The 15194-nt window shown below is 70.2% G+C and carries 16 protein-coding genes; 1 reads left to right on the forward strand and 15 read right to left on the reverse strand.

Annotation, left to right across the window (positions count from 1 at the left end):
- Positions 1-19: 19 nt before the first annotated feature.
- Positions 20-1021: a helix-turn-helix transcriptional regulator gene (locus tag ACIBL4_RS31765; RefSeq protein ID WP_399415230.1), complete on the reverse strand. Its 1002-nt coding sequence runs from the start codon at positions 1019-1021 to the stop codon at positions 20-22.
- A 138-nt stretch (positions 1022-1159) separates the two neighbouring features.
- Between ACIBL4_RS31765 and ACIBL4_RS31770 the strand changes: the two genes are divergently transcribed.
- Positions 1160-1555: a RidA family protein gene (locus ACIBL4_RS31770; RefSeq protein ID WP_306965788.1), complete on the forward strand. Its 396-nt coding sequence runs from the start codon at positions 1160-1162 to the stop codon at positions 1553-1555.
- A 55-nt stretch (positions 1556-1610) separates the two neighbouring features.
- Here ACIBL4_RS31770 and ACIBL4_RS31775 read toward each other — a convergent pair whose 3' ends face one another.
- The 14 genes from ACIBL4_RS31775 to ACIBL4_RS31840 form a co-directional block, all read right to left on the reverse strand.
- Positions 1611-2972, reverse strand: a complete 1362-nt coding sequence (locus ACIBL4_RS31775; RefSeq protein WP_399415455.1) for a replication-associated recombination protein A — start codon at positions 2970-2972, stop codon at positions 1611-1613.
- Positions 2973-3027: 55 nt separating this feature from the next.
- Positions 3028-3879 (reverse strand): PhzF family phenazine biosynthesis protein, encoded by an 852-nt coding sequence (locus ACIBL4_RS31780; RefSeq protein ID WP_399415231.1) that lies wholly within the window; start codon positions 3877-3879, stop codon positions 3028-3030.
- Positions 3880-3908: 29 nt separating this feature from the next.
- Positions 3909-5585, reverse strand: coding sequence for an asparaginase domain-containing protein (locus ACIBL4_RS31785; RefSeq protein WP_399415232.1), 1677 nt, complete (start codon positions 5583-5585; stop codon positions 3909-3911).
- Positions 5582-6067 (reverse strand): DUF488 family protein, encoded by a 486-nt coding sequence (locus ACIBL4_RS31790; RefSeq protein ID WP_399415233.1) that lies wholly within the window; start codon positions 6065-6067, stop codon positions 5582-5584. The genes ACIBL4_RS31785 and ACIBL4_RS31790 overlap by 4 nt, the downstream gene beginning before the upstream one ends.
- A 50-nt stretch (positions 6068-6117) precedes the next feature.
- Positions 6118-7128, reverse strand: a complete 1011-nt coding sequence (locus tag ACIBL4_RS31795; RefSeq protein ID WP_399415234.1) for a methyltransferase — start codon at positions 7126-7128, stop codon at positions 6118-6120.
- Positions 7129-7171: 43 nt separating this feature from the next.
- Entirely contained in the window at positions 7172-7537 is a 366-nt protein-coding gene (locus ACIBL4_RS31800) for a DUF4186 domain-containing protein (protein WP_399415235.1), read from the reverse strand.
- 40 nt (positions 7538-7577) lie between these two features.
- The gene (locus ACIBL4_RS31805; protein WP_399415236.1) at positions 7578-7988 is read right to left on the reverse strand and encodes a VOC family protein; all 411 of its coding nucleotides are present in this window, start codon (positions 7986-7988) and stop codon (positions 7578-7580) included.
- Between the two features lie 43 nt (positions 7989-8031).
- Positions 8032-8523: a PhzA/PhzB family protein gene (locus ACIBL4_RS31810; RefSeq protein WP_399415237.1), complete on the reverse strand. Its 492-nt coding sequence runs from the start codon at positions 8521-8523 to the stop codon at positions 8032-8034.
- A 68-nt stretch (positions 8524-8591) separates the two neighbouring features.
- The gene (asnB, locus tag ACIBL4_RS31815) at positions 8592-10448 is read right to left on the reverse strand and encodes an asparagine synthase (glutamine-hydrolyzing) (protein WP_399415238.1); all 1857 of its coding nucleotides are present in this window, start codon (positions 10446-10448) and stop codon (positions 8592-8594) included.
- 43 nt (positions 10449-10491) lie between these two features.
- Complete coding sequence (phzG, locus tag ACIBL4_RS31820) at positions 10492-11112, reverse strand: phenazine biosynthesis FMN-dependent oxidase PhzG (protein ID WP_399415239.1); 621 nt, start codon at positions 11110-11112, stop codon at positions 10492-10494.
- Positions 11109-11456 carry a hypothetical protein gene (locus tag ACIBL4_RS31825; RefSeq protein ID WP_399415240.1) on the reverse strand — a complete coding sequence of 116 codons (348 nt, stop codon included), beginning with the start codon at positions 11454-11456 and terminating at the stop codon, positions 11109-11111. Before ACIBL4_RS31825 ends, phzG begins: the two co-directional genes overlap by 4 nt.
- The gene (locus ACIBL4_RS31830; protein ID WP_399415241.1) at positions 11453-13357 is read right to left on the reverse strand and encodes an anthranilate synthase family protein; all 1905 of its coding nucleotides are present in this window, start codon (positions 13355-13357) and stop codon (positions 11453-11455) included. Before ACIBL4_RS31830 ends, ACIBL4_RS31825 begins: the two co-directional genes overlap by 4 nt.
- Positions 13354-13977 carry an isochorismatase family protein gene (locus tag ACIBL4_RS31835; RefSeq protein WP_399415242.1) on the reverse strand — a complete coding sequence of 208 codons (624 nt, stop codon included), beginning with the start codon at positions 13975-13977 and terminating at the stop codon, positions 13354-13356. The genes ACIBL4_RS31830 and ACIBL4_RS31835 overlap by 4 nt, the downstream gene beginning before the upstream one ends.
- Positions 13965-15173 (reverse strand): 3-deoxy-7-phosphoheptulonate synthase, encoded by a 1209-nt coding sequence (locus tag ACIBL4_RS31840; RefSeq protein WP_399415243.1) that lies wholly within the window; start codon positions 15171-15173, stop codon positions 13965-13967. The genes ACIBL4_RS31835 and ACIBL4_RS31840 overlap by 13 nt, the downstream gene beginning before the upstream one ends.
- Between the last annotated feature and the right edge of the window lie 21 nt (positions 15174-15194).

Raw genomic sequence — 15194 nt, forward strand, 5'->3', positions numbered from 1 at the left:
TCTCAAGGCCCTGGTGGGGTCAGTCCGGAACGGGGCACCGGGCCGCTCGGGACGGCGAACCGTAGCGGGCGGCGACCGCGGCGGCGCGGTCGCACAGGGAGGTGCGCAGCCACTGCGGGGCCAGGACTTCGGCGTCCATGGCGTGCTGCCACAGGGCCCATTCGGCATGGCGCGAATCCTGGAAGATCACGTTCAGCCGCAGCCAGCCGTCCGCGTGGGCTTCCTCGGCGCAGACGGCCAGGGCGGTGCCGACCAGGTGCTCCCGCCGTGCCGGATTCACCCGTACCAGCACGGCGACCTTGTCACCGCCGGTCCGGAACCGCGCGTTACGTTCCTGCCAGGCCCGGTCCAGGTCGACGGTTTCCGGTCGCTGCGCGGGTTCGTCGAGTTCTTCGGCGGCCAGCACCCGGGACAGCCGGTAGGTGCGGTCCTCGCCGGCTCTCTTGGCCAGCAGATAACCCTGTTCCCGTACGGTGACCAGGCCGATCGGGTCCACCGTGCGCCACTTCGGGGCCTGGCCCGCTGCCGCGTAGTGGATGCGCAACTTGTGTCCGGCGAACACCGCGCGCCGGACCTCGGCCACGATGGCGTCGGGCATCTCCTCGGTGGCCGTGCGGCGCGAGAGGAGGTCGGTCTCCGGGTCGATGAGTAATCGCCGCGCCGCATCGGCCGCCGTGTCCCGAAGACCCTCGGGCAACGCGTCGACCACCTTGAGCATGGCCGAGGCGAGCGCCGAACCGAGGCCGAACAGCTGTGCGCCGCGCCGTGATCCGGCCACGAGCAGGGCGAGCGCCTCGTCGTGATTCAGTCCGGTGAGCGCCGTCTGGAAGTCGGGCAACAGGGCGAAACCACCGTGCCGGCCGCGCTCGGCGTACACCGGGACGCCCGCCCCAGACAGCGCCTCGATGTCGCGCAGCACCGTGCGGGTGGAGACCTCCAGCTCACGAGCCAGTGTCTCCGCGGTCATCCGACCGCGCTGACGCAGCAGAAGCACCAGGGAAACCAACCGGTCGGCGCGCATGCGAAAACTCTAACGAAATACATGACCGAGGATGTCACGTATTGCTGGAAGGCTCCTTTGTGCGACGACAAAGCCCGGCGGATGCCGATTTGTTGAACGTACGTACTCAGTGAACCGAGTGGATGGAGCGAGTCGGCAATGGAACGTAACGCGGTCAACCCGGTGTCGTGGTCGGTCGAGATGGGCTTCAACCAGGGTGAGGTCGTCTCCGGGCACTCGCGGACCCTGTACATCTCGGGGCAGACCGCGATGAGCAAGGAGGGCAAGCCCGAGCACGATGGTGACATGGCGGCGCAGTTGGCGCTGAGCATCGACAACATCGAGGCGGTGCTCGCCGAGGCCGGCATGTCCCTCTCCAACCTCGTCCGGCTCAACGTCTACACGACTGACGTCGACCTGCTCTTCCAGCACTACGGTGTGCTGGCGGGCCGACTGGGCGCCGCCCAGGTCGCGCCGACGACCACCATGCTCGGTGTGACGCGCCTGGCGATCCCCGGCCAGATGGTCGAGCTCGAGGGCACCGCTGTCGCGTGATGTGACCTCGTCTCCTCCGCTGCCCGTGCCCGTGAGCCGGCACGGGCAGCGGGCGTTACCCCTCCTCGCCGCGGACGGCACGGCGGAGCTTGATGAGGCGCTCGTGCAGGACGCGCTCCCCGCCGTGCTGCGTGGGGCGGTAATAGTCCGTGCCCACCAGGTCGTCCGGCGGGTACTGCTGCTCCAGGACTCCCTCGGGGAGCCTGTGGGGGTAGCGGTAGCCGATCGCGTTGCCCAGTTCCCTGGCGCCGGCATAGCGGCCGTACCGCAGATGGGCGGGGATCTCGCCGACGGCGCCCGCCCGGACGTCGGCCATCGCCTCGTCGATTCCGACGATCACCGCGTTCGACTTCGGCGCCATGGACAGGTGCACCGTGGCCTGCGCCAGGGCGAGGCGGGCCTCGGGCATGCCGATGAGCTGGACCGTCTGCGCCGCCGCGACGGCGGCCTGCAGTGCCGTGGGGTCGGCCAGCCCGACATCCTCACTGGCGTGCACCACCAGCCGCCGCGCGATGAACCGCGGGTCCTCCCCGGCCACGAGCATGCGGGCCAGGTAGTGCAGCGCGGCGTCGGGGTCCGAGCCGCGGATCGACTTGATGAACGCGCTGACGACGTCGTGGTGCTGGTCGCCCTGCCGGTCGTAGCGGACGGTCGTCTCGGCGACGGCCCGCTCCACCGCGGACACGTCGACCACCGTGCCGCCGGTGCCGGTCACCCCGTCGGCGCTCGCCTCCAGAGCGGTCAGCGCACTGCGGGCGTCGCCGGCCGCGAGGCGTACGAGGGCGTCCTCGGCCTCGGGGGACAGCGTGACCGCACCGCGGAGGCCCCGCTCGTCACGCACGGCACGGCGCAACAACGCGCGGACCTCGTCCTCGCTCAGGGACTCCAGTCGCAGTACCAGCAGGCGGGAGAGCAGCGGGGCCACCACCGAGAACGACGGGTTCTCGGTCGTGGCCGCGACGAGCAGCACGAGCCTGTCCTCCACGGCGCCGAGGAGCGCGTCCTGCTGGGTCTTGGAGAATCGGTGCACCTCGTCGATGAACAGCACCGTCTGCCGGTTCTGGCGGTCGCGGCGATGGCGCGCGTCGTTCATCACGTCGCGCAGTTCCTTCACCCCGCTGGACAGCGCCGAGAGGGCGACGAAGTGCCGGTGGGCCGCATCGGCGAGCAGCCGCGCGAGGGTCGTCTTCCCGGTGCCGGGCGGACCGTAGAGCAGCACCGACGCCGCCTCCCCGCCCTCCGCCAGCCGCCGCAGCGGCGAGCCGGGCCGCAGCAGGTGCGCCTGGCCGACCACCTCGGCGAGCGTGCGCGGTCGCATCCGTACCGCCAGCGGTGCGCCGGCCCTTACGGGCTCGGCGGGCGGAGTGTCGTTAGACGACGTGGGTAACGCGAACAGCCCGTCGTCCTCAGCGGCCATGGACACGCGCGGCGGCCCTTCCTGTGCAGTCAGGTCACTCATACGATCTCGGCGGCTACGCGTACAGCGTTCCACGGGCGACGACCACGGCGGACCCCGCCACCTGGACAGAATCGATCCGTTCCGGCGTCCCCGTCGCGCGAGCCCGCATCGTCGAAGGACGCCCCATCTCCACCCCTTGGCGGATCTCGATCCACTCCCCGAACGGGATCAGTCCGTGCCGGGCCAAGTGTACGGGGAGGGAGCCGGCGGCCGAGCCGGTGGCCGCGTCCTCGACCACGCCGTAGGCGGGGGAGAACATGCGCAGCCGCCACCGGGTCCCCGAGCCCGCGAAGCAGTTGGCGGCCATGTCGGGCAGCCTCGCGAGCATCCTCTGGTCCGGCTCCAGGGCGGAGAGCGCGGCCACGCTGTCCAGGCCGACGAACACGTGCCGCGGCCCGTTGTCGTAGACCTCGACCGGCAGAGTGCTGCCGGTGGCCACCAGGTCGAGACCGGTGAGCAGTTCCTCCGCGCGGTCGTAGGGCTCCCACGTCGGGAGGGGCTGCCACATGCCGGCGGCGACGGTCCGGCCGTCGTCGTCACGCTCCAGTTCGAACGCCACGGTGCCCTTGGCGGTCTCCATGCGGAGTTCCTTCGCCTCGTGCGACTCGCCGAGCACCACGGCCGTGCCCAGGGTGGGGTGTCCGGCGAACGGCAGCTCGTTCACCGGGGTGAAGATGCGGACCCGCACATCGCCGTCGTCCTGCGCGGGCAGGACGAAGACGGTCTCGGACAGGTGCATCTCCTGTGCGATCTGCTGCATGCGTGCGGCCGAGAGGCCGGAGGCGTCGAGGAAGACCGCGGTCGGGTTTCCTTCCAGCGGGACGTCGGTGAAGACGTCGGCCACCACGTACTCGTACGTACCCATGGGTTCCGTTCTCGAAGGTGTGCTGCGGGTCAGTGGGTGTCGAACAGGGCCTGGTACTGGCCGACCGCCTTCTCGGTGGCCGCGCGCTCGTCGGGGGTCGGGTCGAAGGGGTCCGCGGCCGGGGGCAGGGCACCGAACTTGAGCAGTGCGGCCATGAGCAGCATGCGTGCCTTGGTGGCGGTGAGGTTGTTGCCCGAGATGAACGTCGGGTCGGTGCGGTACGCCATGCCTCCGGTGTTGCCGCGGCCCGTGCGGACCACCGGCATGCCGGCGAAGACGGCGACGCTCAGCGCCGCGTTCCTCGTCGGGTCGGCCATCCCGAACGGCGACATGCCTTCGCACACGAAACCGGACAGGGGCGCGCCGGCGAGGTTGGCGTCGATCCGGGCGAGGATCTCGACCTCCTCCTCGGCGACGGGCGGATCGTCGGTGCCGGTTCCCGTCGCGGCGTACCGGCTGTACTTGGTGATCGAGACGTGCGGCACGGCGGTGGGCAGGAGTCCCCCGGCGTCCTTCGTCTCGACGTCGACCGAGAAGACGCCCGAGTCCAGGCTCCCGGCGACGCCGGCCACCCGCTCGGGGAGCACGGTGAGGCGCAGTTCCGAGCGGTGGGTGTGCTTGCGGGCAGGAAGGTAGGTGAGCTGCGGGGGGCCGTAGCCGCCGAGGTCGGCGACTATTCCGCCGTGGCCGCCGGTGACCTCGTAGCCGCCCGGCCGGGCGTCGACCTTGGTCACGTCCCGGGCCGAGTAGACGAGTTCGTCGACGATCACGCAGGCACCGACGCGGTCCTCGCCCCGTTCGTCCAGGGTGACGCCCGACGCGATGAACTTCACGCCGTCCACCACGTTGCGGTCGCCGTCCGCGCTCAGGGACTGGTGGCGGCGCTGCGCCGCGTGTCCGACGAGCGGCACCTTCGTGTCGACGAGCAGTCCGAGCCAGTACAGGGTCTCGTCGACGGTCGGGCTCCCCTCCAGCCACTGGACGCCGGCGAACTCGCCCGTGGCGAGGACGGACTGGACCTGGTTGGTCGCCCGGGCGAGGTCCGCCAGACCGGGCTCGCTCTGGAGGTGGTACGGGTAGTAGACGAAGAAGTCCTGCCCGAGGCGCTCGGATGCGGGACCCGTGGTGTATCCGCCGGACGGAGCGGCCCGGAAGAACTCGAAGTCGGCGACGGACCCCAGCTCGACGGGGGTGCCGTAGTCGGCCAGGCCGAACCGCTCGATCTCCTCGTAGAGGCGTCGGGCGTCGGGGTAGAACGTCTGCCGGCCGGCTTCCGGAGGTGCGTACGGTGCGGTCGAGGTCTCCTCCCATGCGGATCCGTCTGCCTGCCTCCCCATGTAGGGAAGGGGGTAGAGACCGTCGGCGGGGTCGAGTTCGACGACGTACACCGGTGTGGCGTCGTCGGACGGCTGCTCGGCGTGGAACGTGCCGTCCTCGTCGAGCCAGCCGTCCGCCGGGGCGTACAGGCCGGCCGCCTCCCGTTCGAGGGGGTGCGCGCTGAACGCCTCGACGTACAACGTCACGGGCGCCGCGAGCCGTTGGGGACGCAGGGTGTCGAACCGGCAGGGGCGCGGCGGCAGACCGTGGCGTGCGCGGGCCTTGTTCGACGTGACCAGGTCCGGTGTGTTCAGGATCGTCGCCGTGGGCCCGGCGAACACCGCGATCCGCGGTCGCGGCCTGCCGGCCCCGGGGATGTCGTCCGTCACAGCGGCCTCAGGTGCTCGATGGTGATGTGGTGCTCCTCGGCCAGCCGCTGGGCGACCAGCGAGCGGTGGCACGCCTCGGGGTCGCGCTCGACGCAGAACAGCGACGCGATGCCGCTGCTCGGAAGAGCCGCCACGATCGGATCGAGGTCGGCCGGGCCGAGGATCTCGGCCGTGTAGCGGCGGGTGTACTCGGCGGCGAGCTCGCGGCGGGAGCGCTTGCCGACCCCCTGGCGGTCGTCCTCGGCGTACTGAAGGTGACGCAGTTCGGTGGTCGGGGCGAGTTCGCGGTGGTGCCGGTAGGCGATCCGGGCCTCCGCGAGGGCCGCCTGCAGCCGGAGTGAGTTCGCCCAGGCGTAGTCCGGTCCGCGCACTCCGCGGCGCTGACGTACGTCGAGCAGCAGGCGCACGTCCGCCTGCCGTAGTCGTTCCAGGAAGGAATCGCCGTCGAAGCCGTAGACGCCGATCGTTGCCAACTTGAGCACCGAGGTCTCCTGTTCGCGCTGTTGCGCACGTTCTGCGTGCCTGCCTGCCGTTACGGGGTGTGCGGTGCGGCGATCAGGGCGGTCGTCTCCATGGGCAGCTCCGCGGTCCCGGTGATCTCCAGGCCGGCGCGGTCCAGCAGGTGCGTGATCCGGTCGAGGGTGCGGTGTTCGCCGCCCGTCGTCACCAGGAGGTGCAGGTCCCACAGGGCGGGCAGAACGGTGGAGTTCTCGTCCTCGACGAACCGGTCGAGGATCAGCAGCCGCGAGGAGGAGTCCGCCATGGCGTGGCGGCAGTTCTCGAAGACACCGACGACGGCTTCGTCGTCGTGGCCGGCCAGCACCCGGCAGAGGATGTAGACGTCCCCGCCCGCCGGGACGCCCTGGAACATGTCGCCCCCGACCAGCTCGGCCCGGTCCAGGCCGACGGTGGCGGACAGGTGTTCACGCGCCTTGGGCATCATGTGCTCGCGGTCGAAGAGCGTGCCTTGGGCGTCCGGCGTGGCGCCGAGGATCGTGGCGAGCAGGTGCCCGCCGCCGCCACCGACGTCCACGACCTTCCTGCCGGAGAAGTCGAAGACCTCGGGCACCTGGTGGAAGAACATGCTCGCGGCGTTCATGGTGACCTGGAACCGGCGGGCGGTGGCCGGGTCCTGGCCCAGGTACTCGTAGAACGACCGGCCGTAGGCGACTTCGAATCCCGAGCTCCGCGTGCTGACGGCGTGGTGGGCGTGACCCCACGCGGCGTAGAACTCCTCGCCGTACAGCAGGCACATGTCGCCCAGGGACTGGGGGCCTTCGAGGAGGGCGGCGCTCACCCGGGTACCGCGGTAGCCGGTGGAGTCGCTGCCCTCGAATATGCCCATCGCCACCAGCAGGCGCATCAGACGGTGAATGCCCTGCTCGTCCGCCCCGGTCGCCTTGGCCAGTTCGGCGTCGGTGTCACGGCCGGCCTCGATGTGGTCGGGCAGTCCGAGTCTGACCGCGGTGTAGAGCGCCTGCGCCCTCCATCCTCCGGTGATGATGTCGACCACGTCCCGAGTGGCCTGCACGTCGACTGTCATGGAGTCCTCACCTCACGCTTGGCGACACGACTTGACTTGCCTCTCACGGTGAAGCCTCGTACTGCCTCACGATCCACCGGCAGATCACCTCCACGACGTAGGCCCGCTCGGCGTCGTCGAGTGCGTGGCCGGCGGGGATGCCGTGCCAGCGCGCGAGGCAGGTACGGCAGCACGTCGCGGTGGCGTGCTGGGCGACGAAGACGGGATGCCCTCGGTAGGGCGTCTGACGGCCGTCGTTGTGCGGTTCGGCCGGCGCCAGCCTGCGACCGATCAGATCCTCGGCGTGCTTGCGGACGGTCGTGATCCCGCGCAGGTCGACCACCGCGCGATCCCTTCCGCGCAGCCGGAACTTCGCGCGGAAGGGGTGCCGCCCGATCCGGTCCAGCCTGTCGTCCAACCCGTCCGTCATCGGTTCCCGGCTCCTTCGAACCCAGTGGCCCCGCGGGCGATCAGGACTGCCGCTGGGTGATGTTGAACATCCAGGTGATCCCGAACCTGTCCACGAGCGTGCCGGCCTCGTCGCCCCAGATCTGCTTCTTGAGGGGCAGTGACACGGTGCCGCCGACGGACAGCTTCCCGAAGTACTCGCGCAGGCCCGCGTCGTCGCCGCCGAGGTAGAGCGCGACGTTGGTGCCCGGGTTGAAGGGGACCCGCTCCGGGACGTCCCACGCCATCACCGTGAAGCCGTCCGCGGTGATGAGTGTGGCGTGCATGATCTTGTCGGGGTCGGGCGACTCCGGCGAGCCGAAGTCGCCGAACGTGCCCAGCTCCAGCTTGCCGCCGAGGACGTCGTGGTAGAACTCCATCGCCTGCCGGGCGTTGCCGTCGAAGGCGATGTACGGGTTGAGCTGAGATCCCACCTGATGCTCCTTGCTGTCCGTGTGAACGAGTGGTGGGAAGTCCCTAGGTGGGGATCCCGCCGCGATTGATCTTCGGCACCTCGATGCCCAGCGCACGCAGCTGCTGGAACGGGTTCATGAACTCGCGTTGCTGCTTGATCTTGCCGTCTTCGAGCAGGAACGAGTGGATGAAGTGGTTCCGGTAGTAGCCGGGCGGGTAGGCCGGGTAGAGGATCTCTCCCTCCCCGTCACACTCGACCCAGAACCTGTTGGGGTCCTGTGTCTCGAAGATCTCGACGTTCTTCCATTCCCAGTCGGGGAACATGCGCAGCGACCACTCGCCGTGCGCCTTGAGCTTCTCGTGTCCCTGGGAGTTGATCGGTTCGCCGGTGTCGCTGGTCCACAGGCCGGCGCTGCCGTCCTCGGTGAAGAGCAGGTAGCGCGTCAGCCGGTTCTCGCCCTTGCGGCTCATGTAGTCCGCGACGACGGCACGGTGCCGGGCGCGCAGGTCGAGGTCGGCATCGAGCCCCTTGGACCGGTCGTCTTCCGTTCCCATCTCGTGTTCCTCACTCCGTGTTCCGGGCGTGCCCGGGGTGGACGTTGACGTGGGGTGCCCGGCCGCGTTCAGATCCGCAGCTCGGGCCGGTAGATGTCCAGCCAGGTGCTCAGGTCGAGCACGCGCTCCATGCCGTTGCGGACGTCGATCGGCATGGTGGCCGAGTCACGCCGCGTGATGTCCTCCAGCCAGCTGCGGTCTACCAGGTCGAAGACCGGGTCGTCGGTCGTGAGCAGCTCTTTGGACTGCTGCAGCAGCGCGCTCGTGTACTGCGGGTCCAGCGTGGCCGGGTAGGGGGCCTTCACCCGATCCAGCACCGACTGCGGCAGCAGGTCCGCGGTCGCGGCGCGCAGCAGGCTCTTCTCCCTGCCGTCGAAGGTCTTCAGCGACCACGGGGTGTTGTAGACGTACTCGACGAGGCGGTGGTCGCAGAAGGGGACGCGGACCTCCAGCCCGACGGCCATGCTGATCCGGTCCTTGCGCTCCAGGAGCATCCGGACGAAGCGCGTCAGGTGCAGGTGGCACATCACCCGCATCCGCATCTCGTGGTCGCTCTCGCCCTCCGCCCGCTCGACCTCGCCGACCGCGTCGGAGTACCGGTCGCGGATGTAGGTGGGAAGGTCGAGGGCGGCGGTGATGTCGGCGTTGAACCGATCGGACACCTGGGCCCGTGCGCCGCTGACGAAGACGGCCATCCAGGGGAAGGTCTGCGCGGCCTGGACCTCCGGCTGGTGGAACCACCTGTACCCGCCGAAGACCTCGTCGGCGGACTCCCCGGACAGGGCGACCGTGGACTGCTCCCGGATGGCCTGGAACAGCAGGTAGAGCGAGTTGTCCATGTCACCGAGGCTGAGCGGACTGTCCCGCGCGGTGATGACGGCTCGGCGCACCCCCGGGTCGGCGATCGAGGCGTGGTCGAGCACGATGGACTCGTGCTGGGAGCCGACGTGCGCGGCCACCTCCAGCGCGTACGGGGCGTCCGTCGTGCCCCGCAGTTCGTCGGCGACGAAGTCGTTCTCCCGTCCGACGAAGTCCACGGCGAAGCTGCGCACCTTCTCACCGGGCTCGCCGTGCTCTCCGGGCCGGCCGAGCTTGGCGGCGGCCAGCGCGGTGATCACGCTGGAGTCCAGACCGCCGGAGAGCAGGGTGCAGCGCGGGACGTCGGAGACCAGCTGGCGGCTGACGATGTCCTCGAGCAGTTCGCGCACGGTGGCGACGGTGGTCTTCTGGTCGTCGGTGTGCGGACGGGTGGGCAGCGTCCAGTAGCGGCGCTCGCGCAGACCGGAGCGGTCGACGGTGACCAGGCCGCCCGGGACCACCTCCTTCATCCCGCACCACACGGCGCTGCCCGGCGTCTGGGTGAAGCTGACCAGCTCCCGCAGTCCGGCGAGGTCCACGGCGCGGTCCGCCAGCGGGTTGGCGAGGATCGCCTTCGGCTCGGAGCCGAAGATCACCCCGTCGTCGGTGCTGGAGTAGTAGAGCGGCTTGACTCCCATCCGGTCGCGGATCATCACGAGCTTCTCGACCCTGGAGTCCCAGACGGCGAACGCGAACATGCCGTTGAGCCGTTCGGCGACCGCTTCGCCCCACTCCAGGTAGCCGTGGAGTACGACCTCGGTGTCGCTGCGGGTCTGGAAACGATGGCCCCGACGACGTAACTCGGCCCTGAGTTCGGTGTAGTTGTAGACCTCACCTGTGTACGTGATCGTCACAGGACCGTCGTCGGTGGGCACCACCATGGGCTGGGTGCCGCCTTCGAGGTCGATGACCGCCAGCCTTCGATGGCCGATCGCCGCATGCCGGTCGAGCCAGGCGCCGCGGGCGTCCGGTCCCCGGCAGGCCATGGTCTGCGTCATCGCGTCCAACTGCGCGCGCTGCTGCGTCAGATCCCGGTCGAACGAGACCCAGCCCGTCATTCCACACATCGACTTGCCTTTCTTCCTGTCGAGTCCACGGTCCAGAGCACGGTCAGGGTTGGAGCCGGTCCGTACGCCAGCCGGAACCGTCGCGCTCGTAACGCAGCCTCCGGTGCAACCGGTCCTCCGGGTCGGCCTGCCAGAACTCCACCGACGCCGGCTCCAGCAGATAGCCCAGCCAACGCTCCGGGCGGGGCAGCGCCGAGCCGTCCCGGCCCAGTTCCCGGGCCTGCTCGCGCAGCGCGTCCTCGTCCAGCAGCGGCGCGCTCTGGTGCGCCGCCACCGACATCGGGTGCGTGCTGACGGGCCGGGCCGCCCACAGGGCCTCGGACTCCTCGTCGGGCAGCGGACGGGTCGGGCCGCTCACGCTCACCTGGCGGCCGGCCTCGCGCCAGTAGAACACCCCGGACGCCCAGCCCGTCTCGGCCAGGTCCCGGCCCTTGCGGCTGTCGGAGTGGCTGGCGAACACCAGGCCCGTCGCGCGGATCTTCAGAACCTGGACGATCCGGTTGGAGGCGTGGCCGCGGGTGTCGACGGTGGCCAGTGCCAGCGCGCCCGGCTCGCGGACGGCGTCCGCGACGGCGCTGTCGAACCAGGTCTGGAGCAGCTCCATGGGTTCGGCGGGCGGGGCGGTGAACTCCTCGGCGGTCCGGGGCTTCGTCGATGCGCTCACGATGACTTCACGCTCGTCTCGAAGGCCAGGCCGCGTTCGACCAGCCGGCCGGAGTGGACACCTTCGACGATGGCCTCGACGTCGGACACCATCCGCACGGCCGGCGGGTGTCCGATGAGCTCGGTGGCCCGGTTCGGCGGCATGGGGGCCGTCAGGTCGGCATCGGAATCCCACAGCATCACGGCGCCCCAGCGGTTGGTCTCCCGGTCGGAGATCCAGAACTTCAACCGCATTCCGTGGACCTCCGTCCACGGATCCACGCCCTCGTCGCGCAGGTAGACGCGCAAGGAGTCGATGGTCTGGCCGGACCCGGTCAGGTCCCACCAGGAGATGGTGGCTTTCATACGTTCACTACCTCCGCGGTCTCCATCAGCGGTACGAGCAGGTCGGCCAGGAGGCGCTCGCTGTCCTGGGTGAGCACGGACTCCAGGTGGAACTGCACCGAGCCGAAGTGCGGCCCGCGCAGGGCGTGCACCTCGCCGGTGCCGGCGTCGAGGCAGACCTTCACCTCGCCGACACCGGGGCACTGAAGCCGGTCGGCTCGCGCGCGGGCCGAGTAGGAGTTGTAGAAGCCCACGCGTTCGCGCGCGCCGAACAGGTCGATCTCGCGCTGGGTGCCCTGGTTCGGGACATCGCGGCGGCGCAGTTCGAACCCGAGGTGCCGGCAGAGCAGCTGATGGCTCAGGCAGACGGCCAGGAAGGGGATGCGCCGGGACAGCAACTCCTCGATGGCCCGGCTCACTTCGGCCATCCTGGGGTGGTCGGTCTCCCGTGGATCGCCGGGCCCGGGGCCCATGACGACGAGGTCGTGGTCGTCGAAGTGGTGGTCCGCGTCGAAACCACTGAGTTCCACGGTCAGGCCGATGGCGCGCAGCTGGTGGGCCAGCATCGCGCTGAAGGTGTCCTCGGCGTCGACGACCAGCGCCCGGCGGCCGTCCAGCATGGGATGGGGCCGCGCGCGCTTCTCGGCCTCGCTGAGCCAGAAGTTCGCGATCGTCTCGTTGCGCCCGACCAGCGCCTCCCGGACCAGCGGGTGTGCGCCGAGCCGCTCGCCGGCACCCAGCGCCGCGAGCACGCCCGCGGCCTTGGTACGGGTCTCGGCGACCTCGGCGTCGGGGTCGGAGTGCCGGACCAGCGTCGCGCCCACGCCGACCTCGACGTGGCCGGTGTCGTCGACGTCCGAGGTCCGGATGTCGGCGGTACGGATGAGGATGGCCGAGTCCAGGGTGCGCGCGCCGTCGGCGTCCTGGCCGATGAGGGCGGCGACGCCCCCGTAGTAGCCGCGGCCGCGGGGCTCGTAGCGGGCGATCACCCGGCAGGCGTTCTCCAGCGGGCTGCCGGTCACGGTGGGGGCGAACATCGTCTCCCGCAGGATGTCCCGGGGATCGAGCTCGCTGCGCCCCTCGATGACGTACTCGGTGTGCGCGAGCCAGGCCATCTCCCGCAGGAACGGCCCCCTGACGCGGCCGCCGCCCTGGCAGACCCGGGCCATCATCTTGAGTTCCTCGTCGAGGACCATGTACAGCTCGTCGGTCTCCTTGCCGTCGGTGAGGAACTCCATGACCTCCGACAGGACCGGTCCTGAGGCCGGATAGCGGTAGGTGCCGCTGATCGGGGTCATCGCCGCGACACCGTCGCGCAGGCTGACGTGGCGCTCCGGTGTGGCTCCGACGAAGGTGCGGGTGCCGGTGTGCACGAGGAAGGTCCAGTAGGCGCCGGTCTCCCGGGTGAGCAACCGGCGGAACAGGCTCAGCGCGCTGCGCGTCGAGTATCCGGTGATGCTGGTGACGAAGGAGCGCTTGATGACGAAGTTCGAGCCCTCTCCGGTGCCTATCTCCTTCTTCAGCACCGCGCGAACCGTGTCGGCGTAGGCGTCGTCCTCGGTGTCGAAACGCCCACCGGTCAGGTTGATCGGCTCGTCCGGCAGGGATCTCAGCGCCTCGGACGTGGTGATCTGCCCCTGGTCGGTCACCGACATCGCGAGCAGCGGCGAGCCGTCCGCGGCGGCGGCGAAGCCGCGCTCGGTGATCTGCTGGTGGGGCACCAGGACCAGCGCTTCCTGCCGGGCCCGGCCGGGTCGCCCCGTCCGGTCGGCCAGCGGGATGTCGGCGAGCCGGGCCGGGGTGCTGACCCGGCCCAGCAGGATCTCCACTCGGTCCGGGCCAAGGGTCTCGGGGCGGTGCAGGAGGGCGAAGGCGCCCGGATCGGGGCCCAGCACCCGGTCGAGCAAGTGCGGTGAGTTCATCGGAAGACCTCCGCGGTGGTGGTGACCACCGAGCAGCGGGCGGCCGCGTAGTCGAGGGCCAGCCGGTGGTACTCGGCGGAGAAGTCGCCGACGGCGTCGGCGACCAGGAACGGCTGGATGTCGTTGGTGAACGCCTCCAGGGCCGTCACCAGCACACCGACGTGCGCGTAGACGCCGCAGATGATCAGCTGGTCGCGGTTCTGGTCGCGCATCCGCGTCAGCAGATCCGAGCGGAAGAACGCGCTGTAGCGCCACTTGGTGAGCACCTGGTCCGCCGGCCGGGGCGTGAGTTCCGAGGCGATCTGACGATCTACGGGGTCCACCCTCATGCCCGGACCCCAGAAGTCCTTCAGCAGGCCGCGTTCCTCCTCTGTCATGCCACCGGGTTGCGCGGTGTAGAACACCGGAACGTCGAGCGCGGCGCAGCGCTCCCGCAGCAGCACGCAGTGGCGCACCAGCGGATCACGCACCGAGGAGGGAAACGGCGCGAGGAAATAGCGCTGCATGTCATGGACGAGCAGCACCGCCCGGCGCGGGTCGGGCGTCCACCGCGCGGTGCTGACGGGCAGCTCGGCCGCGGTCGGCAGTGGGTAGGCGGGGATCGGCGCTATGCCCGGCACGGTTCTCCCTCGGCCCGGTCCGTCATCACATGCGTCTGCCAGGCCGAGACCACCGACACCGCCTGGCGAGGATTGAGTCGCGGGTCGCACAACGTCGTGTGGTTCCGGCCGATCCGGTCGATGCCGTGGTGGGCGTCGACGCATTCGGTCACGTCGTCGGGCGTGGTCTCCAGATGTATCCCGCCCGGTGTTCCGCCGGCTGCGCGCACGGCGGCCTGGAACGCCGCGACCTCCCGGACGATCGTCTCCACGACCCGGGTCTTGCGTCCCTCAGCGGTGGTCAGGGTGTTGGCGTGCATGGGGTCGACCAGCCAGATCACCGGGTGTCCGGCGGAGCGCACGGCCTGGACCAACGGCGGCAGCACATCCATCGTCGCGTCAGCACCCATCCGGGCGATCAAGGTGAGTCGGCCCGGTTCCTGTCCGGGGTCGAGCCGCGCACACAGCGCGACCAGATCGGCGACCGTCATACGCGGCCCGACCTTGCACGCGACCGGGTTGACCACATCTGCCAACAGCGCGACGTGGGCCCCGTCGAGCTGGCGGGTTCGCTCACCGATCCACGGCCAGTGAGTGGACGTGAGCGCGACCCGGCCCTCCCGGTCCCGGCGCAGCATCGGGATCTCGTAGTCGAGCAGCAGGGCCTCGTGGCTGGTCCACACGGCCGGCTCGACGCGCGCCCGTGGCGTCGGGGCGAGATGGGCCATGACCTGGCTCGCCGCCCGATAACCGGCCAGCAGGCGCCGGGGGTCGGGCCTTCGCGCTTCCGGAACCGGCTCCGGACCGTTCACCATGTGCCCTCGGTACACCGGGAGTTCGACGCCACCGATCCACTCGGTGTGCGCCGACCGGGGTTTGGCGTACTGGCCGCCGATCCGGCCCACCCGCACCACCGGCTGATGAGTGATGGCGGTCATGACGCCGGCGAGCACGTTGAGCAGTCCCACCTTCCGCTCCACGTCACCCGCGGTGCATTCCGCCGGATCCTCCGCGCAGTCACCCGCCTGCACCACCTGTGCCTGCCCGGCGGCCACTTTGGCGAGCAACCCCCGTAACCGGCTCAGCGATTCGGCCTCCACGAGCGGGGGAAGGGCTGCCAGCACATCCCTGACCTGCTTGACCTGTGCCGGGTCTGCCCACTGAGGCTGTTGCCGTGCGATCGGGGCCTGCGAAACTTCGAGCGAGGTGACGTTCAAGTTTTTCTCCAGACCTCGAAC

Origin of the sequence: Streptomyces sp. NPDC050416 (assembly GCF_044458845.1) — a bacterium.
Taxonomy (GTDB): Bacteria; Actinomycetota; Actinomycetes; order Streptomycetales; family Streptomycetaceae; genus Streptomyces.